This window comes from Rhodopseudomonas palustris (assembly GCF_007005445.1).
Lineage (GTDB): Bacteria > Pseudomonadota > Alphaproteobacteria > Rhizobiales > Xanthobacteraceae > Rhodopseudomonas > Rhodopseudomonas palustris_G.
The window spans coordinates 4,342,899-4,368,357 of sequence record NZ_CP041387.1 but is presented as its reverse complement, the minus strand read 5'-3'; the positions used below and the strand labels follow the sequence as shown (position 1 = coordinate 4,368,357).

Here is a 25,459-nt window from a genome sequence, read left to right as displayed (position 1 = left end):
AGGTCGCGCTCGCTCACGATCTGTGCGCGAGCTGGCTGGCGAGGAAGTCGCGCACCGGCGCAGGTTCGACCTTGTTGGCGATCACTGCGCGGCCGATGCCTTCCATCAGGATGAAGGTGAGTTCGCCGCGCTTGACCTTCTTGTCTTGCGCCATCAGCGCCATCAACTGGTCGGCGTCGGCAAGGCCTTCCTGGATGAAGCCGGCAATGTCCTGCAGCCGCGTCGGCAGGCCGACGTCGGCGAGATGCTTGGCCAGCCGCTGCGCGTCGGCCGCCGGCATCATGCCGCGCTCGACGGAGAATTCCGCTGCCAGCACCATGCCGATTGCCACGCCCTCGCCGTGGAATAGCCGGTCCGAGAATCCGGTCGCCGCTTCCAGCGCGTGGCCGAAGGTGTGGCCAAGATTGAGCAGCGCGCGGTCGCCGGTCTCGCGTTCGTCGCGGGCGACGATCGCGGCCTTGGCCCGGCACGAGGTGGCCACCGCGTGCTCGCGCGCGGCGCCGCCGCTGAACAGCTCGGCATGGTTGGCTTCGAGCCAGGCGAAAAACGCCTCGTCGCCGAGCGCGCCGTATTTCGCCACTTCGGCATAGCCGGCGCGGAATTGCCGCGGCGACAGCGTATCGAGGATTGCGGTGTCGGCCAGCACCAGCACCGGCTGATGGAACGTGCCGATCAGGTTCTTGCCCTGCGGCGAGTTGATGCCCGTCTTGCCGCCAACCGAGGAGTCGACCTGCGCCAGCAGTGAGGTCGGAACCTGCACGAAATCGACGCCGCGGCGCAGCAGCGAGGCCGAGAAGCCGGCAAGATCGCCGATCACGCCGCCGCCGAGCGCGATCACCAGATCATTGCGCTCGATCTTGGCGGCGATCAGCGCCTCGCACACCTGCTGGAGCCCCGCATAGCTCTTGGAGCTTTCGCCTTCGCCGACGATCACCGAGGCATGTGCGATGCCGGCCTGGTCGAGCACCTCTTCGGCGCGTTTCAGCCAGGTCTTCGCCACGGTGCGATCGGTGACGATCGCGGTGCGTGCGCCGGGGCGCAGCTTGGCGATCCGTTCGCCCAGCGAGGCGATCACGTCGCGGCCGATCACGATGTCATAGGCGCGGTCGCCGAGGGCGACTTCGACGGTGATCGGGGCGGAGTGTTTCTGCGGGGCGTTCATGAAGTCTCGCTCATGGTTGGGGCGGGCGCGCCGCATAGATAGTGGTGGAGCGCGGCGACGCATTCGTCGACGATCTTCTCGTGTGGCACGTCGCGCGATGCGATGGTGATGTCGGCTTCGCGATACAGCGGATAGCGCTCGGCAATCAGCCGGGCGATGGTGCCGGCCGGATCGGGGGTCTTCAGCAACGGGCGATCAGCACGGCGCTTGACCCGTCGCAGGATCACGTCGGCCTCTGCTTCCAGCCACAGCGAGATTGCCTTGTCGCGAATCCGGTCACGCGTCTCCTCGCGCATGAATGCACCGCCGCCGGTCGCCAGCACCTTGGTGCCGCCGTCCAGCAGCCGGGCGATCACCCGCGCCTCGCCGTCGCGGAAATGCGGCTCGCCGTGGGTCTGGAAGATCTCCGGAATGGTCATCGCCGCGGCTGTTTCAATCTCGGTGTCGGCATCGAGAAACGGCAGCCCGAGCCGTAGCGCCAGACGCCGTCCGACGGTGGATTTGCCAGCACCCATCATGCCGATGAGCACGACCGGGCGATCGCCCAGCGCCGCGACGATCGCGGCTTCCTCGGGCGACCTGCCGGCAGCAGCCGTCGGTACGGTTTCAGACATTCGCGGCATCCGTGGGACTGAAAGGGCCAGCTATACTACCCCGGTCGCCGCGCAGGCCAGTGTCTCTTGCAAGGACTCGGCGAACATGGTCGTAGTCCCCCGTCCGATTGCAACGCCGCCGCCGAGATCCGCGCATGCCCACCTTGTTTCGGTTCCTCACGGTGATCGCCGTGGTCGGCGGTATCATCTACGGGACGATCTTTGTGCTGGCGCATTTCGTCAGCCCGAACACCCGGGAAATGACCGTGACCATCCAGCCGGACAAGTTTCTCAAGAAATAGACGCTAGGCTGGTCGGATGCGACGACCGCGAACCATCTCCAGGACCACCGTGCAGCCCGAGTCAGAAGCTCAGGCCGCTCCGCTCCGCCCGACCTCGTATTCCGACGCCGGGCTGACCGAGCTGTTCCTCGACATGATCGCGGCCGAGCAGGGCGCCTCCGCCAACACGCTCGACGCCTATCGGCGCGATCTGGCCGACCTGTCGCACTTTCTCTCCCGCCGCCGGCTCAGCATCGGGGCTGCCGACACCTCGGCGCTGCGCGGCTATCTGGCGGACCTCGACAAGCGGGGCTTCGCCACTTCCAGCGTTGCCCGTCGGCTGTCGGCGCTGCGGCATTTGTTCCGGTTTCTGCTCAGCGAGCGGATTCGCGCCGACGATCCGGCCGCGATCCTGGCCGGGCCGAAGCGCGGTCGCAGCCTGCCCAAGGTGCTGTCGATTGCCGATGTCGACCGGCTGCTCGCTTGCGCCCGCCAGGAGGCCGACGCCGCACAGGGAGCCGCGCGGCTGCGTGCGGCCCGGCTGAATTGTCTGCTCGAAGTGCTGTACGCGACCGGCCTGCGTGTCTCCGAGCTGGTCGCGCTGCCGCTGTCGGCGGCCCGGCGCGACGCCCGGATGATCGTGGTACGCGGCAAGGGCGACAAGGAACGGCTTGTGCCGCTCAATGCCGGTGCCAAGCAGGCGATGGCGCGCTATCTCGAAGAAGTCGCGGCTGTCGCCAAAGACCCCAAGAACGCCTCCTCGAAATGGCTGTTTCCGTCCTTCGGCGACAGCGGACATCTCACCAGGCAGCATTTTGCAAGGGATCTGAAGGATTTGGCAGCGCGCGCCGGGCTGTCGCCGCGGCTGGTCAGTCCACACGTGCTGCGCCACGCCTTCGCCAGCCATTTGCTGCACAACGGCGCCGATCTGCGCATCGTGCAAACGCTGCTCGGCCACAGCGATATCTCGACCACCCAGATCTACACCCACGTGGTCGAGGAGCGTTTGAAGAGTCTGGTGCGCGACCTGCACCCTTTGTCCAACCGGTCCTGACTAGACGAACCGACGGGCCTGTCTTGTGGGTCCAAGATATATCATGGACGATCTTGATGCGGTCCATTGATGATATATCTTGAGTGTGTCTTAAGCGATGAGGCTGACACGAATGTTTGGGTTTCACAAAGAGATGCAGTTTTCTGGCCGGCACGGCCGTTCCGGCCGCGGTCACGGCCATCATGCGCAGGCGTTCCACGCTGGACCGCGCCGGGGCGGCGGATGGGAGGACGAGATCGGCGGGTTCGGTCATCCCGGACATGGTCGCCGGGGCGGCGGCCGGCGGATGTTCGATGGCAGCGAATTGCGGCTGCTGCTGCTCAAGCTGATCGCTGACAAGCCACGTCACGGTTACGATCTGATCCGGGCGATCGAAGAGCGCACCGGCGGTGCCTATGCGCCGAGTCCGGGTATCGTCTATCCGACGCTGACGATGCTCAGCGAAATGGGATTGATCGAAGAGCAACTCACCGAAGGCGCTCGCAAGCAGTTCGCCGCGACGGCGGAGGGCGCCGCGCATCTCGCCGCCCACGCCGCCGAACTCGCCGCGATCATCGCCCGGCTCGATGCGTTGGGCGCGATGCGCGAGCGGATCGATGCGGCTCCAGCCCGGCGTGCGATGCAAAATCTGCGCAGCGTGCTGCAGAACCGCCTTGGCGAAGGTCTCGACAAGGCCAAGCTGCACGAAGCGGTGGCCCTGATCGACGAGGTCGCCAGCCGGATCGAGCGGCTGTAATCATCAAGCCGTGAGGCGGTGCCGGCGGCGGATCGGCCCGCCATGCCGGCCGTCGGGCTCATGCTCGTGTCGCCGGCGACGCGACGCATTCGCATCCGCCGCGCCGGTGGATGCGAAGCGCGGCTTGTCCCATCCGCTTGACTTGGCTCCCGGATGGCTTGAAAAGCCGGGCGGCCCCTATCGGCCGCAGCTTTCCTCCCCATATCGCTCTAGTCATGTCCGGGCCCATGCGCAGCTATCTCGACTTCGAAAAGCCGGTGGCGGAACTCGATTCCAAGATCGACGAACTGCGGACGCTTGCGGCCTCAGGCAGCGACATCCACGAGGAAGTCGAGAAGATCGAGGAGAAGGCGCAGCAGGCGCTGCACGATCTCTACGCCGCGCTGACGCCCTGGCAGAAGACTCAAGTGGCTCGCCATCCGCAGCGGCCGCATTGCGTCGACTACATCGAAGCGCTGATCACCGAATTCACGCCGCTCGCCGGCGACCGCAAGTTCGGCGATGACGAGGCGCTGGTCGGCGGCTTCGGCCGCTTCCGCGGCGAAAGCGTCTGCGTGATCGGCCAGGAGAAGGGGTCGACCACGGAGACCCGGCTACGGCACAATTTCGGCATGGCGCGGCCGGAAGGCTATCGCAAGGCGGTGCGGCTGATGGAAATGGCCGACCGGTTCGATCTGCCGGTGCTGTCGCTGGTCGACACCGCGGGCGCCTATCCGGGCATCGGCGCCGAAGAGCGCGGTCAGGCCGAGGCGATCGCGCGTTCGACTGAGGCCTGCCTGCAGCTCGGCGTGCCCAATGTCGCCGTAGTGATCGGCGAAGGCGGCTCCGGCGGTGCGATCGCGATCGCCACCGCCAACAAGGTGCTGATGCTGGAGCACGCGGTGTACAGCGTGATCTCGCCGGAAGCGGCATCTTCGATCCTGTGGCGTGACGGCACCAAGGCTCAGGAGGCGGCGAACTCGATGAAGATCACCGCCCAGGACCTGCTGAAGTTCGGGGTGATCGACCAGATTCTCGCCGAGCCGAAGGGCGGCGCCCATCGCGATCCGGCGGCGATGATCGCCACGGCGGGCGACGCCATCGCGGCGGCTTTCGCCGAGCTGAAGGGGCAGGGCCGCGATGCGATCCGCGCTCATCGCCGGCAGAAATTCCTCGACATCGGCCGAAAACTGGCCTGATCGCGTCCTCGCTGCGAGGGTCGACGAATTGGTCAAATCTTAACCAAGTCAGCGGCGCTGGTGCGAATTTCGGCGGTCGGCCGCAGTTTCGCCGCGGCCCGGCGATTCAATGTTCCTTGACCATGATGTCTGGAGCGCCCCATCGCTGCCCTCATCGGCTTGCGACCCCAAGGGCTTAAGGATAATCTTGTAACAATTCCGCGGTGCCGAGGCCTTGGCGCCGATGGCTCGCAGAGTTTGGTAAATGCGAACGGTCGAATCCGCTGGAAGTCGCAAGATTTTCGGTCGTGGATGCGCTGTCGCGGAAGCTGGACGGCCGGGGTGACTCGAATGTGGGGTGCGGGTTGGCCTGTCGTCGGGGGAGCTTCGTGGTGACGAAAAGCCCGCTTGTACGCGCGTTGCTTGTGACGGCTGCGCTGGCGACGATGCCGCTGCTCGCCGGCTGCAACAGCGATCAGATGGCGCTGGCGACCAATGCAAAGGCCAGCCAGCCGGTGCCGCCCAAGTTGGTTGCGGCGATGCAGGAAAAGAACATGGACCTGCAGTCGCCGATCCTGGTGCGGCTGTTCAAGCAGGAAGCCGAACTCGAGGTCTGGAAGCAGGACCGAACCGGCATCTTTCAATTGCTGAAATCCTATCCGATCTGCCGCTGGTCCGGCGATCTGGGTCCGAAGATCCGCGAAGGCGACCGGCAGGCGCCCGAAGGGTTCTATTCGATCTCTCCGGGTCAGATGAACCCGCAGTCCTCGTACTATCTGTCGTTCAACACCGGCTATCCGAACGCATTCGACAAATCGCTCGGTCGGACCGGCTCGCAACTGATGGTGCACGGCGACTGCTCGTCGCGCGGCTGCTACGCGATGACCGACGAGCAGATCGCCGAGATCTACGCGCTCGGGCGCGAGTCGTTCTTCGGCGGCCAGCGCGCCTTCCAGCTCCAGGCCTATCCGTTCAAGATGACGCCGGCCAATTTCGCCAAGCACCGCAACAATCCGAACATGCCGTTCTGGAAGATGCTGAAGCAGGGCTACGATCATTTCGAAGTGACGCGGCAGGAGCCCAAGGTCGATTTCTGCGAGCAGAAGTACGTGTTCGACGCGGCGCCGCCGCCGGGCTCGACCAAGCCGTTGCAGTTCAACGCCTCGGCCAAATGTCCGGCCTACGAGGTGCGTCCCGACATCGCCCAGGCGGTGCGCGAGAAAGACAGGCAGGACAGCGTCAAGATCGCCGAGCTGATCGCCAAGGGGACGCCGGTGGCGCGCCTCAATACCGGCATCGACGGCGGCATGAACCACGTGTTCGCATCGAAGATTCCCGAGGCCTCGACCGGCCTGTCCGACACGCCCGAATCGACGACGCTGGCGTCGTTCGATCGTGCGCCCGGCACGATCCCGCCGACCGTCAACCCGCCGCGTCCGTCCGACAATCTGCTGATTGCAGCTCCGGCTGAATCGAGCGGAGGCGCTGCGAAGGCGCGTGTCGCCTCGGCGTCCAAGGACGATATCGGCAGTCTGCTCGCCGGCAGCCACAAGCCCGGCAACGAGTCGGCCACGTCCGCCCGGCCGGTGCCGTCGGCACCGGTCAGCACCGCGACGCGCCACGAGCCAGCGCCGCGTCCGCAAGGCGCCGCGCCGAAGGCTTCCGAGACCAAGCAGGCCGCTGCGTCGCGTCCGCCGTTGAAGCCGAGCGTCGATGCCGCCGAAACCACCTCGTCGGCCTCAGCCAGGCCGTCCGGCATGATCTCCGGCGGCGCCCCCGTGGTTTCGTCGAATTCGTTCGACAGCCGCTTCTCGGCGTTCCGCTGAGGCGGCGCGCTCTTTCTTCGGAGAGCTATCATTCAGTCATTCCGGGGCGCAGGCGCAGCCTGCGAACCCGGAAATCTCGCCGTTCGGGACCCCAGCAGGATTTCAACAATCCCGCGATTCCGGGTTCGTGCAGCATTGCTGCGCGCCCCGGGATGACCGCTGCGGGTTCGAATTCCAGACAGCAAAATGCCCGGCCTGAGGCCGGGCATTGCGAGTGTCTTGATCAGGCCTGCAGCTCTTTACGCGTAGCGGCCGTGGCAGTGCTTGTACTTCTTGCCGGAGCCGCAGGGGCAGTCCTCGTTGCGGCCGACCTTGCCCCAGGTCTCCGGCTTGTTCGGATCCCGAGCGGCCTTGTCGGCCGCCTGGGCCGGAGCAAGCGAGACGCTGGCAAGCGCCATTTCGTCTTCGCCCGTATCGGGGTCCATTTTATGGACCTCCATCGGCGGCAGCTCCTGCGGCTGATCCGGCGGAATGATCTCGACCCGCATCAGTTGTGCGGTCACCGCCTCGCGCAGGTGTGAGCTCATCTCCTGGAAGAGATTGAACGCTTCGGATTTGTACTCTTGCAGCGGATCGCGCTGGCCGTAGCCGCGCAGGCCGATCACCTGGCGCAGATGGTCGAGCATCACCAGATGCTCGCGCCACAGATGGTCGAGCGTCTGCAGCAGGATGCTCTTTTCGGCGTAGCGCATCACGTCGGTGCCCCACTGCCCGACCTTGGCGGCCATGTGCTCGTCGAACACCCGTTCCAGCCGGGTCATCAGCTCCTCGTCGGCGATGCCTTCTTCCTTCGCCCATTCGTCGACCGGAATGTCGAAGCCGACCACGCGCTGCAATTCCGCCTTCAGTCCGGCGACGTCCCACTGCTCGGCATAAGCGTGCTCGGGCACGTACTTGGAAACCAGATCCTCGATATAGGTGTGGCGCATGTCGGTGACCGTCTCGGCCACGCTGTCTTCTTTCATCAGCTCGACGCGCTGGTCGAAGATCACCTTGCGCTGGTCGTTCTGGACGTCGTCGAACTTCAAGAGGTTCTTGCGGATGTCGAAGTTGCGCGCCTCGACCTTCTGCTGCGCCTTTTCCAGCGCCTTGTTGATCCAGGGATGGATGATCGCCTCGCCTTCCTTCAGGCCGAGGCGGGTCAGCATGGTGTCGAGCTTGCCGGAGCCGAAGATCCGCATCAGGTCGTCTTCCAGCGACAGGAAGAACTTGGAGCGACCCGGGTCGCCCTGACGTCCGGAACGGCCGCGGAGCTGGTTGTCGATGCGGCGGCTTTCGTGGCGCTCCGAGCCGATAATATACAGACCGCCGGGGCGTTTGGCGGTCTTGGCCGGCTTGTTGCCCTTGGCGGGCTCGATCTCGATCTCGTCCTCGGCGTTCAGCACCATGGTGCGGAAGCGCTCGATGTCGGCCTTGATCTCGGCAATCTTCGCCGCCTTCTCGGCTTCGTCGGTGATGTGCGCGGCTTCCTGCTGAATCCGCATCTCCAGCGATCCACCGAGTTTGATGTCGGTGCCGCGACCCGCCATGTTGGTGGCGATGGTGATCGCGCCCGGCACGCCGGCTTCGGCGACGATATAGGCTTCCTGTTCATGGAAGCGCGCGTTCAGCACTGCGAACAGCTTTGCCGGCTTGCCCGCGCGCGCCGCCGCATACAGCTTGTCCATTCCCTTCGGGTCGGTGAAGTCGATCTGCTTGTACCCGTTCTTCTTCAGATACTCGGCCAGCACCTCGGACTTTTCGATCGAGCCTGTACCGACCAGCACCGGCTGCATCCGCTTGTTGGCGCGCTCGACCTCGGCCAGGATCGCGGCGTATTTTTCTCCCTGGGTACGATACACCTCGTCGTCTTCGTCGAGACGGGCGATCGGCAGGTTGGTCGGGATCTCGACCACTTCGAGCTTGTAGATGTCGAAGAACTCGTCGGCCTCGGTGGCCGCCGTACCGGTCATGCCGCCGAGCTTGTCGTACATCCGGAAATAGTTCTGGAAAGTGATCGAAGCGAGCGTCTGGTTTTCCGGCTGGACGGTGACGTGCTCCTTGGCTTCCAGCGCCTGGTGCAGGCCTTCGGAATAGCGCCGGCCCTGCATCATGCGGCCGGTAAACTCGTCGATGATCACCACCTCGTCGTTGCGAACGATGTAGTCCTTGTCGCGGTGGAACAGGGCGTGGGCGCGCAGCGCCTGGTTGACGTGGTGCACCACCGAGACGTTCTCGATATCGTAGAGCGACTCGCCCCGGAGCTGGCCGGCGTCACGCAGCAGCGTCTCGATCTTCTCCATGCCGCCTTCGGTCAGCGTCACGGTGCGCTGCTTCTCGTCGACGTCGTAATCCGACTTGTCGAGCCGCGGGATGAAGGTGTCGATGGTGTTGTAGAAGTCGGAGCGGTCGTCGAGCGGGCCGGAGATGATCAGCGGGGTGCGGGCTTCGTCGATCAGGATCGAGTCGACTTCGTCGACGATCGCGAAATGATGCCCGCGCTGGACCATGTCCTCCAGCCGGTACTTCATGTTGTCGCGCAGATAATCGAAGCCGTATTCGTTGTTGGTGCCGTAGGTGATGTCGCAGGCATAGGCGGCCTGGCGCTGGCTGTCGTCGAGACCGTGCACGATCACGCCGGTGGTCATGCCGAGGAAGCCGTAAATCTGGCCCATCCAGCCGGAGTCGCGGGTGGCGAGGTAGTCGTTGACTGTGACGACATGCACACCCTTGCCCGGCAGCGCGTTGAGATAGACCGCCAGGGTGGCGACCAGCGTCTTGCCTTCGCCGGTCTTCATCTCGGCGATGTCGCCCTCGTGCAGCACCATGCCGCCGATCAACTGCACGTCGAAATGGCGCTGGCCCAGCGTGCGCTTGGCCGCCTCGCGGACGGTGGCGAAGGCAGGGACCAGGAGGTCGTCGAGAGTCTTGCCGGCGGCCAGCTCGGCGCGGAATTCGGCCGTACGGGCGCGCAGCGCCTCGTCCGAAAGCTTGGACAATTCCGGCTCGAGCGCATTGATTGCGGCGACCCGCGACTGGTAACCCTTGACCCTGCGGTCGTTAGCGGAGCCGAAGAGTTTGCGGGCGAACGCGCCGATCATGCCAGCTTCCTGTTGTTGCGGTGTGACTTCGCAGCCGTAATGCCGTTCGCTCGAGCCACTATCAACTCATCGTGACGCTCGGGCACCTATCAGAATACAGGTGCTCGCGCGAAATGATTGGTAATCCAGCAATCCGAGGGCCGGCTGCTCGGGGCGCGGTCGCGCGACGACCGCCCGACCCGAGCCTGTGGCGGCACAGATATGGCTGGGCCTGGGGGTTGTCAACGCGCCGACCTTTCAGGGATTTCATCATTTTGACAGAGTTTTCGCGTTGCCAAGGTGCCGCGATTGGGTGACTCTCCGGGCGCCCCGACACCCCGGCTTTCAAGACAAGGATTTTCCATGACACCTGCGTCCAACGCAGTCTCATCCGGCCTGCGCGCCGGCCTCCTCAGCGCGGCTGTGACAGGTTGTCTCGCATTTGCGCTGCTGGCCGCCCCCGCGGTGCGCGCCGAAGATGCCAACCCGGTCCTCGCCAAGGTCAACGGTGCCGAAATCCGCCAGAGCGACGTCGATCTCGCCGAGCAGGAGCTCGGCCCGAGCCTCGCCCAGATGGATCCGGCGAGCAAGAAGGAAAACGTGCTCGCCTTCCTGATCGACATGAAGATCGTCGCCAAGGCTGCCGAGGACAAGAAGATCCAGGACAGCGCCGATTTCAAGAAACGGCTGGATTTCGCCCGCAATCGCCTGCTCATGGACGACGTGCTCGCCGCCGAGGGCAAGGCCGCGACCACCGACGAGGCGATGAAGAAGGTCTACGAGGAGGCCGCCAAGCAGATTTCCGGCGAGCAGGAAGTCCACGCGCGGCACATTCTGGTCGAGACCGAGGACGAGGCCAAGGCGGTCGCCGAGGAGCTGAAGAAGGGCGCCGATTTCGCCGAGCTGGCGAAGAAGAAGTCCAAGGATCCGGGCGCGTCGGATGGCGGCGATCTCGGCTTCTTCACCAAGGACCAGATGGTGCCGGAATTCTCCGCGGTGGCGTTTGCGCTGGAGCCGGGCAAGATCTCGGACCCGGTGAAGAGTCAGTTCGGCTGGCACATCATCAAGGTCGAAGAAAAGCGCAACCGTAAGCCGCCGAGCTTCGACCAGGTCAAGGCTCAGATCGAGCAGTACGTCGCCCGCAAGGCGCAGTCGGATTACGTCAGCAAGCTGCGCCAGGCCGCCAAGGTGGAGCGGATGGACCAGGCGCCGGCGAAGCCGGACGCGGCCAAGCCGGCGGATGCCGCCAAACCGGCCGCCCCGGCGCCGGCGAAGAAATAAATTTTTCAAAGAGTTATGTGTTGAAATGGCCGGGGCTCGCCCCGGCCATTTTGCTGTCCGTCCCGATTGAGCGCCTGACGCAGGCCGGACGTCAGTTCGCGCTCGGCAGCTTGGCCTTGAGCGCATACAGCGCGTCGAGCGCTTCGCGCGGTGTCATCTCGTCGGGGTGTAGCGCCTTGAGCGCCTCGATCAAAGGCTCCGCCTCGCTCGGCGGGGCGGCTTCGGCCGGCGCGAGGGCGGTAATGGCGAACAGCGGCAGGTCGTCGATCAGCGTCTTTGGCTGGCCGCGATCGTTGGCCTCCAGCTTGGCCAGTACCGTCTTGGCCCGCGCCACGACGCTCGCCGGCAGGCCGGCGAGCTTAGCGACCTGGATGCCGTAGGAGCGGTCGGCCGAGCCCGGCAGCACTTCGTGCAGGAATACGACCTCGCCGCGCCATTCCTTGACCCGCACCGTGGCGTTGAACAGCCGCGGCAGCTTGGCCGACAGCGCGGTCAGCTCGTGGTAGTGCGTCGCGAACAGCGTGCGGCAACGATTCTGTTCGTGCAGATGCTCGATCGCCGCCCAGGCGATCGATAGGCCGTCGAAGGTCGCGGTGCCGCGGCCGATCTCGTCGAGAATTACCAGCGCCCGCTCGGAGGCCTGGTTGAGGATGGCGGCGGTCTCGACCATCTCGACCATGAAGGTCGAGCGGCCGCGGGCGAGATCGTCGGCGGCGCCGACGCGCGAGAACAGCCGGTCGACCACGCCGATCCGGGCCCGGCTCGCCGGCACGAAGCTGCCGACCTGGGCGAGCAGCGCGATCAGCGCGTTCTGGCGCAGGAAGGTCGACTTACCGGCCATGTTCGGGCCGGTCAGCAGCCAGATCTGGCCGTTCTTCTGCGCCGGCCCGGGCGACAGATCGCACGCATTGGCGATGAACGGCTCGCCGGCGCGCTTCAGCGCCTGCTCGACCACCGGATGCCGGCCGCCTTCGATGGCGAAGCTCAGCGACTCGTCGACCTCCGGCCGCACGTAGTTGTCGTCAGACGCCAGCTTGGCCAGCGCGGTGGCGACGTCGAGCAGCGCGAAAGCGTGCGCTGCGGCGCGCAGATCGTCGCCGGCGGCATCGATCATTGCTGCCAGCCGGTCGAAGATTTCCAGCTCGAGCCCGAGCGCGCGGTCGCCCGCATTGGCGATCTTGGCCTCGATCTCGCCGAGCTCGGCGGTGGTGAAGCGGACCTGGCCGGCCAGCGTCTGGCGATGGATGAAGGTGGCGTTGAGCGGCGGCGCCATCAGTCTGTCGCCGTGCTGCGCCGAGACTTCGACGAAGTAACCGAGCACGTTGTTGTGCCGGATCTTCAGACCTTTGATGCCGGTGTCGTCGGCATAGCGCGCCTGCATCGAGGCCACGACAAGACGCGAGGCGTCGCGCAGCTTGCGGGTCTCGTCGAGCGCCGGCTCGTAGCCGTCGCGCACGAAGCCGCCGTCGCGCTTCAATAGCGGCAGATCGTCGGCGAGCGCGCGGCCGAGCTCGGCGCACAGCTCGCGCGAGGGGCGCTGCAGCGCCGCGATCGCGGCCGAGATTTCCTGCGGCGGCGTGGCGAGCTGGCCGAGCTGCGTCAGCACCTCGTCGGCAGCACGGATGCCGTCACGCAAGTTCGCCAGATCTCGCGGCCCGCCGCGGCCGAGCGACAGTCGCGCCAGTGCACGCGCCATGTCGGGCGCCGCGCGGAGCGAGCTGCGGATCTGTTCGCGAAGCCCGGAATCTGCCGCGAAAGCCTCGACCGCATCGAGCCGGCGCGCGATCGCAGCCGCATCGGTCAGCGGCGCGGCGAGCCGCTGCGCCAGCAGCCGCGACCCGGCGGCGGTGACGGTGCAATCGATCGCGTCGAGCAGCGAACCTCGGCGTTCGCCGGCAAGCGTGCGGGTCAGTTCGAGGTTGGCGCGGGTCGCCGGGTCGATCGCCATCGTGGTGCCGGAGGCTTCGCGCGCTGGCGGCGACAACGGCGGGCGCTTGCCGAGCTGGGTGCGGTCGACATAGGTGACGCAGGCCGCCGCCGCGGTCGCCTCCAGCCGTGACAACGCGGCGAGGCCGTCCATGGTGGCAACGGCGAAGTAATCGCACAGCCGTCGCTCGGCGGTGGCTGAATCGAACACGTCGCGGGTCAGCGGCGTGACGGCGGCGAGCTCGCGCAGGGTCGGGGCGAGTTCAGCGTCGCCATAGAGCGCGTCCGGCACGATCGCTTCGTTCGGATTGATCCGCGCCAGCGTCGCGGCGAGTTCGCCGGTCGAACACTCGGTGACGCAGAATTCGCCGGTCGAGATGTCGATCCAGGCGAGACCGATGCGGTCGGCACCGGACGAGCCGCGCGCGCGGGCGATCGCCAGCAGATAGTTGTTGGCGCGGGCGTCGAGCAGGGTGTCTTCGGTCAGCGTGCCGGGCGTGATCAGCCGCACCACGTCCCGCCGCACCACGCTTTTGCGGGCGCGGGCCGCGGCCGGATCCTCGGTCTGTTCGCACACCGCGACACGGTGGCCGAGTGCGATCAGCCGGTGCAGATAATCGTCGGAGCGCTCCACCGGCACGCCGCACATCGGAATGTCGGCGCCCAGATGCTTGCCGCGCTTGGTCAGCGTGATGCCGAGCGCCCGCGAGGCGATCTCGGCGTCCTCGAAGAACAGCTCGTAGAAATCCCCCATCCGGTAGAACAGGAGCAGGCCCGGATTGGCGGCCTTGATCTCGTGGTACTGCTCCATCATCGGCGACATTTTGGCCGGCGCCTCGGCGGGCAATGCGGGTTCGGGCGGCGGAGCGATGTCGGGTCGGATGGTCATGGCCGATGCATAGCAAAATTCGCCCCGGGCTTCCTACCGCGCGGCGCCGGCCATGCACGGGTTTCGCGTATGCCGCGCACATTGACCGCGCCCGGCCGGCTTCCTACAACTCGCCCCCAAGTCCGGCACTCAGCCCGGGTCATGCCAACAAGGGAGAATCTGATGGCCGACGTGTTCATCTGCGACGCTGTGCGCACCCCGATCGGCCGGTACGGTGGGTCGCTCGCCAAGGTTCGGACCGACGATCTCGCGGCGGTGCCGATCAAGGCGCTGATGGCCAGGCACCCCGACATGGACTGGAGCGCGGTCGACGAGGTGTTCTTCGGCTGCGCCAACCAGGCCGGCGAGGACAACCGCAACGTCGCCCGGATGGCGGCGCTGCTGGCCGGCCTGCCGGATTCGGTGCCCGGTCAGACCCTGAACCGGCTGTGCGCCTCCGGGCTCGATGCGGTCGGAGCCGCGGGCCGTGCGATCCGCGGCGGCGAAATCGATCTGGCGATCGCCGGCGGCGTCGAGTCGATGACCCGCGCGCCGTTCGTGCAGGGCAAGGCGACCGAAGCATTCGCCCGCACCGCCGACATCTTCGACACTACGATCGGCTGGCGCTTCATCAATCCGCTGATGAAGCAGCAATACGGCGTCGATTCGATGCCGGAGACCGGCGAGAACGTCGCCGAGGAGTTCCAGATCTCGCGCGCCGACCAGGACGCGTTCGCGATCCGCTCCCAGCAGCGCGCCGGCGCGGCGATCGCGGCCGGCTATTTCGCCGAGGAGATCGCGCCGGTGACCTATACGGGCGGCAAGGCCGGGCCGATCACCGTCGACAAGGACGAGCATCCGCGCCCCGAAACCACACTGGAAGGCCTCGCCAAGCTGAAGCCGATCGTGCGCAATCCCGGCACGGTGACGGCCGGCAATGCCTCGGGCGTCAATGACGGCGCTGCGGCGCTGCTGATCGCCTCCGAAGCCGCCGTCAAGAAATACGGCCTGACGCCGCGCGGAAAAATCCTCGGTCTCGCCTCCGCCGCTGTGCCGCCGCGGATCATGGGCATCGGCCCGGTGCCGGCCACCAGGAAGCTGATGGAACGGCTCGGGCTCAAGATCAGCGACTTCGATCTGATCGAGCTGAACGAAGCGTTTGCCTCCCAGGGCATCGCCTGCCTGCGCCAGCTCGGCGTCCAAGACGACGCCGACCTCGTCAATCCGCACGGCGGCGCGATCGCGCTCGGCCATCCGCTCGGCATGAGCGGCGCCCGCCTGGCGCTGACCGCGGTGCACGGCATGGAGAAGCGCGGCGGCAAGCTCGCGCTCGCCACGATGTGCGTCGGCGTCGGCCAGGGCGTCGCGATGGCGATCGAGAAGGTGAATTAAGGATCACCCGGTCATTCCGGGGCGCTCACGCCAGTGAGCGAACCCTGAATCTCGATCCGTGTACATCACCTCGGGATTCCGGATCGCCGCTGCGCGGCGTCCGGAATGACGGCCGGGTTCAATTGCTCGGCCATCCGGCCTCTTCCCGCGCGGGGAGAGCTGAATAAGCTACTCCATCACCGCCGCATGATCCGCTGCGGCTTCGCCCTGCTTGCGCAGCGCGGCCTTAGTCGAGCCGATGATGATTGCCATCGGCACCGCGGCGGCGGTCAGGAACATCACCATCGCGTAGTCGTGCGAGAACGCGATGATCTGCGCCTGCATGGTGACGATCGCGTCGATCGTCGCCTTGCCGGTGGTGGTCGACAGGTCGATCATGCCGGTGACGTTCGGCATCTGGAGCGCGTCGTTGAACGGGTTGATATGCTCGGACAGTATGGCGTGTGCCGTGGTGGTGCCCGACGACAGCTTGGCGATCACCACCGAGATCCCGACCGAGCTGGCGACGTTGCGCACCAGCGTCAGCATCGCGGTGCCGTCGGTGCGCAGATGTCCGGGCAGCGTCATGAACGCCACCGTCGACAGCGGCACGAATACCAGGCCGAAGCCGAAGCCCTGGATGATGCTGGTGACGACCACGGAGGGCACGCTGGTCTGGTCGGTCCAGCCGGTCATCACGTAGAGCGACGCGCAGGTCAGCGACAGGCCGGTGGCGATCAGGGTGCGCGCCTCGATGTGGCGCATGATCCGGCCGACGATCATCATCGCCACGAAGGTGCCGCAGCCGCGGGAGGCGAGCAGCAGGCCGGCGGTCATGATCGGATAGCCCTCGACATTCTGCAGGAACGGCGACGACAGCGCCATCGTCGAGAACAGCACCAGCCCCATCACCGTCATGAAGATCACGCCGCCGATGAAGTTGCGGTCTTTGAAGATCGCGAACTGGATGAACGGACGTTCGGTGGTGAAAGAGTGCGCGAAGAAGTAATAGAACCCGACCACGGAGACGATCGACTCGATGACGATCTCCGGCGAATTGAACCAGTCGAGCTGTTCGCCGCGGTCGAGCGCGAGCTGCATCGCGCCGATACCGACCGCGAGCGCTGCGAAGCCGAACCAGTCGAACTTGAGCTCCTGGTTCGTGTCGGTCTCTTCCATGAACATCGCCAAGCCGAGCACCGTGATGGCGCCGAACGGCAAATTGACGAAGAACACCCAGTGCCAGGAGTAGGTTTCGGTCAGCCAGGCGCCGAGCGACGGGCCCATGATCGGTCCCATCATCACGCCCATGCCCCAGATCGACATCGCCTTGGCGCGCTCGTGCAGCGCGTAGCTGTCGAGCATCACCGCCTGCGACAGCGGCACCAGCGCGGCGCCGAACACGCCCTGCAGCAGTCGGAACGCCACCATCTGGGTGATGTCCTGGGCGAGGCCGCACATCACCGAGGCGACGGTGAAGCCGGCCGCGCAGATGATGAAGATGCGCTTGCGTCCGAATCGGTTGGCGATCCAGCCGACCGGCGCCGTCATGATCGCGGCGGCCACGATATAGGACGTCAGCACCCAGTTGATCTGGTCCTGCGACGCCGACAGCGAGCCCTGCATATAGGGCAGCGCGACGTTGGCGATCGTGGTGTCGAGCGCCTGCATGATCGTCGCCGTCATGGCGCAGATCGTCACCATGTTCCGGCGGAAGCCGGGGACCGCGTGGGATTGTGCGGCGCCCGCCATCGGTCAGTGGTGCTCCGGCTGGGCCGCGGCGGCGCGGCCGAAGCCGAGCAGGCCTGCCAGCGAACGCCGGTGATTGGTGTCGATCGACACGTTCACGCTCATGCCCGCCTTCAACCGGCGCACCATCGCGTCGGTTTCGTCGAACGCGATCCGCAGCGGCACGCGCTGCACCACCTTGACGAAGTTGCCGGTGGCGTTCTGCGGCGGCAGCACCGCGAATTGCGCGCCGGTGCCCGGCGACAGCGACGTCACCCGGCCCTTGAACGGGTGATCCGGGAAGGCATCGACGTCCAGCGTCACGGTCTGACCCACCGCCACATAGGTGAAATCGCTTTCCTTCGGATTGGCGTCGACCCAGGGCTGCGAGGTGTCGATGACGCTGAACACCGGCGTGCCGGCGGCGACGAAGCGGCCGAGCTGAATGTTGTCCACCTGGGTGGCGGTGCCGCGCATCGGCGCCCGCACCGTGGCCAGTCGCAGGTTGCGTTCAGCGTCTTCGAGCGCCGCCTTGGCCTGGGCGTAGGCGGGAAACTTCTCCAGCGGCAGTTCGGGATCGCCGAGCAGTTGATTGAGCGCGGTGGACTGTTGCTGTTTGACGAGTTGCAACTGCGCCTGCGCCGTCACCAGCGCGGCGGTGGAGTTGTCGAGGTCGAGCTGTGAGCCGGCGCGGCTCTGCACCAGCGAGGTCTTGCGTTCGACGTCGCGCTGCTTCAGCGCGATGCCGGCGTTCACCAGCTCGATGGTGTGGCCGTACAGCTTGACGTTGGCCACCAGATTGGCGTGGCTGGTCTTGGCGTCGGCGAGCTTGGCCTGGGCCTGGGCCACCATGAGACGGAACGGCACCGGATCGATCTGGAAGAGCTCGTCGCCGGGCTCGACATGCTGGCCTTCCTTCACCGTCACCTCGACGATCTTGCCGGCGACGTCCGGCGTGATCAGCACCTTCTGAGCGCCCACATAGGCGTCGTCGGTGGTGACGTAGCGGCCGCCCTCTAGGTAGAAGGTGATGCCGCCGATCAGCGCCACCAGCGGCAGCACGATCAGCAGCAGCGGCCGGCGATAGCGGCGCAGTCTCGCTCCGAGGCCGCGCGGTCCGCCAGCGGCAGCGAGGGCCGGACCGGGCGATGCATCCTTCTGTTCGGTTGGGAATTTCAGGGCCGGTTCAGCCATAGCGTTCCTCCCGTTTGTTATTGTTCGCGGTGGCAATTGTGCTGGATGGCGCCGCGCAGATTTTCCTTGATGATTTGCATCTGCCCCACCAGGCGCTGCGCATCGTCCGGAGCGAGCCCGGCGAGCGCAGTGGCGGTGAGTTCGGCGCGCAGGCCGGCGAGTTCGGCGAGCAGCGGCCGCGCCGCTTCGCGCAAATGAAGGCGCTTGCAGCGGCGATCGGTGTCGTCGTTGCGGCGTTCGAGCCAGCCGCGGTCGCACAGCTTGTCGATGAGCCGGGTCAGGGTGATCGGCTGTAGCTCCATCATCTCGGCGAGTTCGGATTGCTTCAGCCCTTCGGCGCGCTCCACCTTGGCGAGCACGGCCCATTGGGCGCGGGTGATGCCGTGCCGCGCCGCCTGCCGATCGGCATAAGCTCGGATCAGCCGCTGCACCTCGGCGAACACGAAGATGAAGTCCTGGTCAGGCTGACCGGAGGTCATGGGCGTCTCCTAAGCATGGGATAAGATAAGCTTGCTTATTATTATGCAAGCTACGGGAACTGCATGCGACCGATCCAAATGCGCATGCCTCGCAAATCCAAGCCGCCCGCAAGACTTGACCGACCCGTCGTAGTAGAGTGGCGGCTCGCACAAGCAGGCCGGCCTCATAGGGTCTGCTCCTCACAGGTGACGATTGACCGGATGACCGCACTGAAGCCGACATTCCCTGCGCCGGGTCACGACCACGACCGCTGCACTGCCGAAGGAATTGCGCATGCCGAGCGGGTCTGCGCCGGCCGTTCGCAGAATCTGACTCCAATCCGGCGCAATGTGCTGCAGGCGTTGCTGTCCAGCCACCGGCCGCTCGGCGCCTACGAGGTGATCGAGGAACTGGCCCGGGTGATGCCGCGGCCGGCGCCGATCACGGTGTATCGAGCTCTGGATTTCCTGATGCAGAACGGGTTGGTGCACCGGATCGAGAGCCGCAACGCATTCCTCGCCTGCGGCCACGACCACAGCGACACCGCAACGGTGGCGTTCCTGATCTGCGAGTGCTGCGGATCGGTCGGGGAAGTGTCGGCGTCGGAAGTGACGGAAATCCTCAACGAGGCGGCGCGTCAAACCGGCTTCACGCCGAAGATGTCGGTGGTCGAGATCACCGGCGTGTGCGGGCATTGCCAACCCGCCTGACGCGGTTTACGCCTTGAAGGATGGGAGGAGCGAGGCGCGCCAGCGCCCGCCACAACACGGCGAAAAGCCGGAGGCAATAATGTCGAGTCTGCCGTTCCGCCCGCGTGCGCCGGGCAGTTCCAACCCGCCGAATCAGTCGTCGCGACGGCCGCGGTGAGCGGCACCATGGGGCGTTCGCTGAGCGCCGGCGCGATCGCGCTGATGCTGCTGTGCTGTCTGTCGTGGGGCTTCAACCAGATCGCGGTGAAGCTGGTGCTGCCGGACATCCCGCCGTTCCTGCAGGCGGCGATCCGCTCGGCCGGCGCGCTGATCGTCATCCTGATCATCGCCAGATCACGCCGGGTCAAGCTGTTCCAGCGCGACGGCACGCTATGGGCCGGGCTGTCGGCCGGTGTGCTGTTCGGGCTCGAATTCGTGCTGATCTATCGCGGCCTCACCCTGACCACTGCGTCCCGGGCGGTTGTGTTCCTGTACACCGCGCCATTCTTTGTCGCGCTCGGCTCGTACCGGTTGCTCGGCGAGCGGCTGCGCAGGCTGCAATGGGCCGGGCTGGGGCTGAGTTTCGCCGGGGTGGCGTTGGCGATCGGGGTGCCCCAGGCCGATGTCGACACCAGCGTCCTGGTCGGCGACCTGATGCTGGTCGGCGGGGGAGCGCTGTGGGCCGCCACTACCCTGATCGTCAAGTCGACCCGGCTGCAGCGTGCCCCGGCCGAGAAGGGGTTGGCCTATCAGGTGGCGGTTTCGGTCCCGATCCTGGCCGCCGCGGCCGCCCTGTCAGGCGAGACCATCACCAAAATGCCGTCTCCGTTGTCGCTCGGTCTGATGGCCTATCAGACCATCTGGGTGGTCGGCCTGACGTTCCTGCTGTGGTTTGGGCTGGTGAAAACCTACTCGGCCAGCAAATTGTCGGCTTTCACCTTCATTACCCCTTTATTCGGGGTGGCGGCCGGTTATCTGATCATGCACGACCCGCTGACCCCGGCATTCGGCGCCGCGGCGGTGCTGGTGATCGCCGGCCTTTATCTCGTCAACCGGCCGGCTCCGGTTCCTGCACCCAACGATCCATTGCTGAATGTCACAAAAACCTGATATTCGGACCGCCATGAACAAGCTCGAAAATCCGCTGCAGGACGACGTCGCCGGCCCCGCGCCGCGGCACCAAACCACCCAGGTCATGGTCGGCGATGTGGCCGTCGGCGGCGGCGCGCCGATCGTCGTGCAGTCGATGACCAATACCGACACCGCGGATGTCGAGGGCACCATCAAGCAGATCGCCGCGCTGGCCCGGGCCGGTTCGGAGATGGTCCGGATCACCGTCGACCGCGAGGAGGCGGCCGCCGCCGTCCCGCACATCCGCGACGGCATCCGCAAGCTCGGCCTGACCACGCCGATCATCGGCGACTTCCACTACATCGGCCACAAGCTGCTCGCCGAGTACCCGGCCTGCGCCGAGGCGCTCGACAAGTACCGGATCAATCCGGGCAATGTCGGCTTCAAGAACAAGCGTGACACGCAGTTCGCCGACATCGTCGAGATCGCGATTCGGAACAACAAGGCGGTCCGCATCGGCGCCAATTGGGGCTCGCTCGACCAGGAGCTGCTGACCAAGCTGATGGACGAGAACGCCGCCAGCGCCTATCCGCGCGACGTCCGCGCCGTCACCCGAGAGGCGATGGTGCAGTCGGCACTGCTGTCGGCGGCGCGCGCCGAAGAGATCGGCTTGCCCAAGAACAAGATGATCCTGTCCGCCAAGGTCTCGGCGGTGCAGGACCTGATCGCCGTGTACCAGGATCTGGCCTCGCGCTCCGACTACGCGATCCATCTCGGCCTCACCGAAGCCGGCATGGGCAGCAAGGGCATCGTGGCGTCGTCCGCGGCGCTCGGCATCCTGCTGCAGCAGGGCATCGGCGACACCATCCGGATTTCGCTGACCCCCGAGCCGGGCGGTGATCGCACCCGTGAGGTCCAGGTCGCGCAGGAACTGCTGCAGACCATGGGCTTCCGCACCTTCGTGCCGCTGGTCGCGGCCTGCCCCGGCTGCGGTCGCACCACCTCCACGACCTTCCAGGAGTTGGCGCGCTCGATCCAGGACTTCATCCGCGACGAGATGCCGGAGTGGCGCAGCCGCTATCCGGGTGTCGAGAACCTGAACGTCGCGGTGATGGGCTGCATCGTCAACGGCCCGGGCGAAAGCAAGCACGCCAATATCGGTATCTCGCTGCCCGGCACCGGCGAGTCGCCGGCCGCCCCGGTGTTCGTCGACGGCCAGAAATTCCGCACCCTGCGCGGCGACACCATCGCGTCCGACTTCAAGGCGCTGGTGATCGACTACATCGAGCAGCGTTACGGCGCGACGCCGAAGCCCGGCGCCGCCCAGATGGTGCCGGCGGCGGAGTAAGTCCCGGCCTGCGGCACGCGCTCTCATTCGGAGCGCGTGGGATCGCGTCCTGCTATGCGTCTGACGCTGAGGATGACGACTTCATCCTTGGCTTCATCCACCCTGTGAAAGATAGCGCTCGTAAGCTCGTCAGAGCGGTGGCGTGGCCGGCGGGAGGAAACTCGTCCAGCATCCGCGTTCGTTCCCAGAGCAGATTCGCAATCGCCTGAGCGGCGGATCAGACGCGAGATTAAAACGCTTCGCTGGCCCGCAGCATGCAGGGCAGCAGCATTGGCGCGGCGGGTCAGACGCGACGCGCATCTTTGCGGAAGTCCTGATCGGAAAGGCCTTAGCAGAATACGCATCAGGCGCCGTGCTTGGTGGAAATACGTTCGACTTTCGTCTCAAACGCCTGCCATTCAACTAACCAGCGATTTACCGTCGCTGCGGCGGTCTGGTGGTAATTATGCATTTGGCAATACTCCCGGCGTCTTGTTCACGGTTATGGGGGTAGTCTCAGTCATTCGGACGGTCGATCTGCTGGAGCCACAGGTGAGCGGGAGCGCTCCGGGGGGGGCGGTGGATCACGATCCGTCGCAGCGCACCGCGCAGTTGACGCTGTCGGCGTTCATGGCGATCGACATCGGGCTGGCGCTGATCTCGCCGGACGGTGAGATCGCGCTGACCAATCCGATGTTCGACCTGGCGTTCGGCGCGATTCCCCGCGAACAGCTCCTGTTGCGGTTCGGTTTCGATCCCAACCGCGAGGGCGGCAAGGCGTCGCGCCCGATCATTTTCCCGGACGAACGGATCTACTGGATCGACATCACGGCATTTCCGGGCGGCTGGCTGATCAGCGCCGCCGACATCAGCGAGCGTCTGCGCCAGGGTATCGTCGGCGCCGAGCTTGTGCGCACCGATCGTCTGACCCAACTCCCGAACCGACTGGTGTTCCGCGAACGTCTCGGCGATCTGCTGGCGCAGCCTCTCGATATCCGCCGCGATGCCGCGGTGCTGACGGTCGATCTCGATCGCTTCAAGGCGATCAACGACACGCTCGGGCGAACCATCGGTGATGCGCTGCTCTGCTTGGTCGCCAAACGCATCAGCTCGGCGCTGACGCCGAGCGACGTGCTCGCCCGGCTCGAGGCCGACGAATTCGGCGTGATCCAGACCGGGCGCGATCAGCCCGAAGCCGCGGTGATGCTGGCCAAACGCCTGGTCGATCTGCTCGGTCGGCCGTATCTGCTCGAAGGTCAGCTCATCAATGTCAGCGCGTTCGTCGGCATCGCGCTGCTGACCGACGACGACCTCGACGTCGACGCCGTGTCGAAGAACGCCGATCTGGCGCTGCACCGCGCCAAGCAGGAGCGCTACGCCGGCTATCGCGTGTTCGAATCCGCCATGGACGAGAGCATGCGGGCGCGACGCGCGCTCGAAACCGATCTGCGGCGGGCGTTGGCGCTGCGCGAGTTCTCGCTGGTGTATCAGCCGCAAGTGAATCTGCAGAGCCGGCGGGTGAGTGGCTTCGAGGCGTTGCTGCGCTGGCGCTGCCCGACGCGGGGCCCGGTGTCGCCGCTCGACTTCATTCCGATCGCCGAGGAGACCGGGATCATCGGTCCGATCGGCGAGTGGGTGCTGCGCACCGCCTGCCGCGACGCTGCCGCCTGGCCGGGCGACTACATGGTCGCAGTCAACATTTCGGCGATCCAGTTCGCCAACCGGTCGCTGGTGGCGACCGTCGTCTCCGCGCTCGCCGACAGCGGGCTCGACCCGCGGCGGTTGGAGCTGGAGATTACCGAAAGCGTGATGCTCGATTCGCGCGGCAATGCGCTCGCGGTGCTGCAACAACTCCGCGGCCTCGGCGTCCGGGTATCTCTGGACGATTTCGGCACCGGCTATTCGTCTCTCGGTTACTTGCGCAGCTTCCCGTTCGACAAGATCAAGATCGATCAGTCGTTCGTGCGCGCGGCATCGGAAGATCCCGGAAACCGCGCGATCGTGCGGGCAATCGCCTCGCTCGGTGCCAGCCTCGGCATGGCGACGGTGGCTGAAGGCGTCGAAACCGAGGACCAGCTCGCGCGGGTCGCGGCCGACGGCTGCACCGACGTGCAGGGCTATCTGATCAGCCGGCCGATCCCGCCCGGAGACATCGAGCACTTCCTCGCCGAAAGCCGCAACGTGATCGACGCTGCGACTGAAGTCAGCCTCTGACCTGGAATCGTCCGCCGATGTCGAGCCGGCTCTTCCGCTGCGTGTACTACAGCAAGAATCTGATCGCCGGCGGTCCGGTTCGGATCGCCGAGGAGGTCGATTCGATCCTGGCGGCCGCGCGCCGCAACAATCCGCCGCTTCAGATCACCGGCGCGCTGGTGTTCAACCGCGGCCTGTTCGCCCAGGTGCTGGAAGGCCCATGCCCCTCGGTCGAACGGCTGTTCGAGAAGATTCTGCGCGACGAACGCCACGGCGATATTCAGGTGCTCGCCTTCGGCGCAGCCGAGGCGCGGCTGTTCAGCAACTGGTCGATGGCGTTCCTCGGGCGATCGCGCGAGGACGAGAATCTGTTCGGCCATATCGGCCGGCAGACCGGCTTCAGTGCCGAGCGGATCGAAGGTGATCGCCTGCTCGACATCGTCCGCAACCTCGCATTCGAGGAAGAAGCCCGCGCGGCATGAGCCGCCCGGATCAGTTCTTCCGCTCCGCCACGAAGCGGGCGGCGGCGCGAAGTACGTCGCCGCGTTCGCCGAACGGCGCCAGCGCCTGATCGGCCCGCGCAATCAAGTCGCGCAGCCGCTGCTTGGCGCCGTCGATGCCGAGCTGGGTGACGAAGGTGGTCTTGCCGAGCGCGGCATCGGCGCCGGCCGGCTTGCCGAGCGCTTCCGCGTCGCTCTCGACGTCGAGCAGGTCGTCGGCGATCTGGAATGCCTCGCCGAGCGCACGGCCGTAATCGTCGAGCGCGCGATACTGCTCGGCGTTGGCTTGGCCCAGGATCGCGCCGGCGACGCAACCGTAGCGGAGCAGGGCGCCGGTCTTCATCTGTTGCAGCTTCGCGACGTCGACCGGCTCGCGGTCACCGAACCGGCCTTCTCCGGCGAGATCGAGCATCTGGCCGCCGACCATGCCGCCGAGCCCGGCGCAGCGCGCCAGTACCCGCGTCAGCATCAGCCGCACGGTCGGATCCGTGTGCACCTCGTCGCGAGTGACGATATCGAACGCGAAGGTCAGCAGCGCGTCGCCGGCGAGGATTGCGGTGGCATCGTCGTAAGCCTTGTGCAGCGTCGGCCGGCCGCGACGCAGGTCGCTGTCGTCCATCGCCGGAAGGTCGTCGTGGATCAGCGAGTAGCAGTGGATGCACTCCAGCGCGGCGCCGACCAGAAGCGCGGCGTCGCGATCGATGCCGAACACCGCCGCGCTTTCGACTGCGAGAAATGGCCGCAGTCGCTTGCCGCCGCCGAGAGTAGAGTACCGGATCGCCTCCATCAGCCGGCGCGGCCGGGCGATCTCGTCCGTCATCAATTCGTCGGACAACAGTCGGCCGAGCAGCGCTTCGGTGTCTTCGGCGGTGCTATCGAGCCGCTTGGCAAAGTCGATCGTGGACGTGGCGGTGGCCATTCGGAAGTGCTCCAGATAAAATTCGGCCGGACCATTCATCATGGCACCGGCTTCGTCAATTCGGC

General features: G+C 66.0%; 20 protein-coding genes. 12 read left to right on the top strand and 8 right to left on the bottom strand.

What is annotated here, in order from left to right; translation table 11 throughout:
• Positions 1-13: 13 nt before the first annotated feature.
• Both aroB and FLL57_RS20090 read right to left on the bottom strand, forming a co-directional pair.
• Positions 14-1,162 carry a 3-dehydroquinate synthase gene (aroB, locus tag FLL57_RS20095; protein WP_013500371.1) on the bottom strand — a complete coding sequence of 383 codons (1,149 nt, stop codon included), beginning with the start codon at positions 1,160-1,162 and terminating at the stop codon, positions 14-16.
• A complete protein-coding gene (locus tag FLL57_RS20090) occupies positions 1,159-1,776 on the bottom strand; it encodes a shikimate kinase (RefSeq protein ID WP_047308142.1) in 618 nt (205 codons plus the stop codon). Before FLL57_RS20090 ends, aroB begins: the two co-directional genes overlap by 4 nt.
• Positions 1,777-1,910: 134 nt before the next feature.
• Here FLL57_RS20090 and FLL57_RS20085 point away from each other — a divergent pair, with 134 nt between their 5' ends.
• From FLL57_RS20085 to FLL57_RS20065, 5 genes are all read left to right on the top strand, one after another.
• Positions 1,911-2,057, top strand: coding sequence for a hypothetical protein (locus FLL57_RS20085; protein WP_013500373.1), 147 nt, complete (start codon positions 1,911-1,913; stop codon positions 2,055-2,057).
• Positions 2,058-2,073: 16 nt separating this feature from the next.
• On the top strand, positions 2,074-3,090 hold the full coding sequence (gene xerD / locus FLL57_RS20080) for a site-specific tyrosine recombinase XerD (protein WP_142883839.1): 1,017 nt from the start codon (positions 2,074-2,076) through the stop codon (positions 3,088-3,090).
• A 133-nt stretch (positions 3,091-3,223) separates the two neighbouring features.
• Positions 3,224-3,826, top strand: a complete 603-nt coding sequence (locus FLL57_RS20075; RefSeq protein ID WP_235677176.1) for a PadR family transcriptional regulator — start codon at positions 3,224-3,226, stop codon at positions 3,824-3,826.
• A gap of 215 nt (positions 3,827-4,041) precedes the next feature.
• Positions 4,042-5,004 (top strand): acetyl-CoA carboxylase carboxyltransferase subunit alpha, encoded by a 963-nt coding sequence (locus FLL57_RS20070; protein WP_142883837.1) that lies wholly within the window; start codon positions 4,042-4,044, stop codon positions 5,002-5,004.
• Between the two features lie 371 nt (positions 5,005-5,375).
• On the top strand, positions 5,376-6,809 hold the full coding sequence (locus tag FLL57_RS20065; RefSeq protein WP_142883836.1) for a L,D-transpeptidase family protein: 1,434 nt from the start codon (positions 5,376-5,378) through the stop codon (positions 6,807-6,809).
• 239 nt (positions 6,810-7,048) lie between these two features.
• Here the strand turns inward: FLL57_RS20065 and secA are convergent, their stop codons facing one another.
• Entirely contained in the window at positions 7,049-9,889 is a 2,841-nt protein-coding gene (gene secA, locus FLL57_RS20060) for a preprotein translocase subunit SecA (protein ID WP_013500378.1), read from the bottom strand.
• 342 nt (positions 9,890-10,231) lie between these two features.
• Between secA and FLL57_RS20055 the strand changes: the two genes are divergently transcribed.
• Entirely contained in the window at positions 10,232-11,149 is a 918-nt protein-coding gene (locus tag FLL57_RS20055) for a peptidylprolyl isomerase (protein WP_013500379.1), read from the top strand.
• Positions 11,150-11,240: 91 nt separating this feature from the next.
• Here FLL57_RS20055 and mutS read toward each other — a convergent pair whose 3' ends face one another.
• Entirely contained in the window at positions 11,241-13,964 is a 2,724-nt protein-coding gene (gene mutS, locus FLL57_RS20050) for a DNA mismatch repair protein MutS (protein ID WP_142883835.1), read from the bottom strand.
• Between the two features lie 162 nt (positions 13,965-14,126).
• Between mutS and pcaF the strand changes: the two genes are divergently transcribed.
• Positions 14,127-15,335 (top strand): 3-oxoadipyl-CoA thiolase, encoded by a 1,209-nt coding sequence (gene pcaF, locus FLL57_RS20045; protein ID WP_142883834.1) that lies wholly within the window; start codon positions 14,127-14,129, stop codon positions 15,333-15,335.
• A 168-nt stretch (positions 15,336-15,503) separates the two neighbouring features.
• Here the strand turns inward: pcaF and FLL57_RS20040 are convergent, their stop codons facing one another.
• Genes FLL57_RS20040 through FLL57_RS20030 form a run of 3 tightly spaced genes read right to left on the bottom strand, consistent with a single transcriptional unit; the run spans position 15,504 to position 18,715 of the window.
• On the bottom strand, positions 15,504-17,066 hold the full coding sequence (locus FLL57_RS20040) for a DHA2 family efflux MFS transporter permease subunit (RefSeq protein WP_142883833.1): 1,563 nt from the start codon (positions 17,064-17,066) through the stop codon (positions 15,504-15,506).
• Positions 17,067-17,069: 3 nt separating this feature from the next.
• The gene (locus FLL57_RS20035; RefSeq protein ID WP_142883832.1) at positions 17,070-18,236 is read right to left on the bottom strand and encodes an HlyD family secretion protein; all 1,167 of its coding nucleotides are present in this window, start codon (positions 18,234-18,236) and stop codon (positions 17,070-17,072) included.
• Positions 18,237-18,253: 17 nt separating this feature from the next.
• Positions 18,254-18,715: a MarR family winged helix-turn-helix transcriptional regulator gene (locus tag FLL57_RS20030; protein WP_013500384.1), complete on the bottom strand. Its 462-nt coding sequence runs from the start codon at positions 18,713-18,715 to the stop codon at positions 18,254-18,256.
• Positions 18,716-18,916: 201 nt separating this feature from the next.
• Between FLL57_RS20030 and FLL57_RS20025 the strand changes: the two genes are divergently transcribed.
• The 5 genes from FLL57_RS20025 to FLL57_RS20005 all read left to right on the top strand — a co-directional run bounded on the left by FLL57_RS20025 (position 18,917) and on the right by FLL57_RS20005 (position 24,457).
• Complete coding sequence (locus FLL57_RS20025; protein ID WP_013500385.1) at positions 18,917-19,405, top strand: Fur family transcriptional regulator; 489 nt, start codon at positions 18,917-18,919, stop codon at positions 19,403-19,405.
• A gap of 165 nt (positions 19,406-19,570) precedes the next feature.
• The gene (locus tag FLL57_RS20020) at positions 19,571-20,494 is read left to right on the top strand and encodes a DMT family transporter (RefSeq protein ID WP_142883831.1); all 924 of its coding nucleotides are present in this window, start codon (positions 19,571-19,573) and stop codon (positions 20,492-20,494) included.
• A gap of 13 nt (positions 20,495-20,507) precedes the next feature.
• Positions 20,508-21,803, top strand: a complete 1,296-nt coding sequence (ispG, locus tag FLL57_RS20015) for a flavodoxin-dependent (E)-4-hydroxy-3-methylbut-2-enyl-diphosphate synthase (protein ID WP_047309688.1) — start codon at positions 20,508-20,510, stop codon at positions 21,801-21,803.
• Positions 21,804-22,286: 483 nt separating this feature from the next.
• Entirely contained in the window at positions 22,287-23,996 is a 1,710-nt protein-coding gene (locus FLL57_RS20010) for a putative bifunctional diguanylate cyclase/phosphodiesterase (RefSeq protein WP_142883830.1), read from the top strand.
• 17 nt (positions 23,997-24,013) lie between these two features.
• Complete coding sequence (locus FLL57_RS20005; protein ID WP_013500390.1) at positions 24,014-24,457, top strand: BLUF domain-containing protein; 444 nt, start codon at positions 24,014-24,016, stop codon at positions 24,455-24,457.
• A gap of 10 nt (positions 24,458-24,467) precedes the next feature.
• Here the strand turns inward: FLL57_RS20005 and FLL57_RS20000 are convergent, their stop codons facing one another.
• Positions 24,468-25,394 carry a polyprenyl synthetase family protein gene (locus FLL57_RS20000; protein WP_013500391.1) on the bottom strand — a complete coding sequence of 309 codons (927 nt, stop codon included), beginning with the start codon at positions 25,392-25,394 and terminating at the stop codon, positions 24,468-24,470.
• Positions 25,395-25,459: the final 65 nt, after the last annotated feature.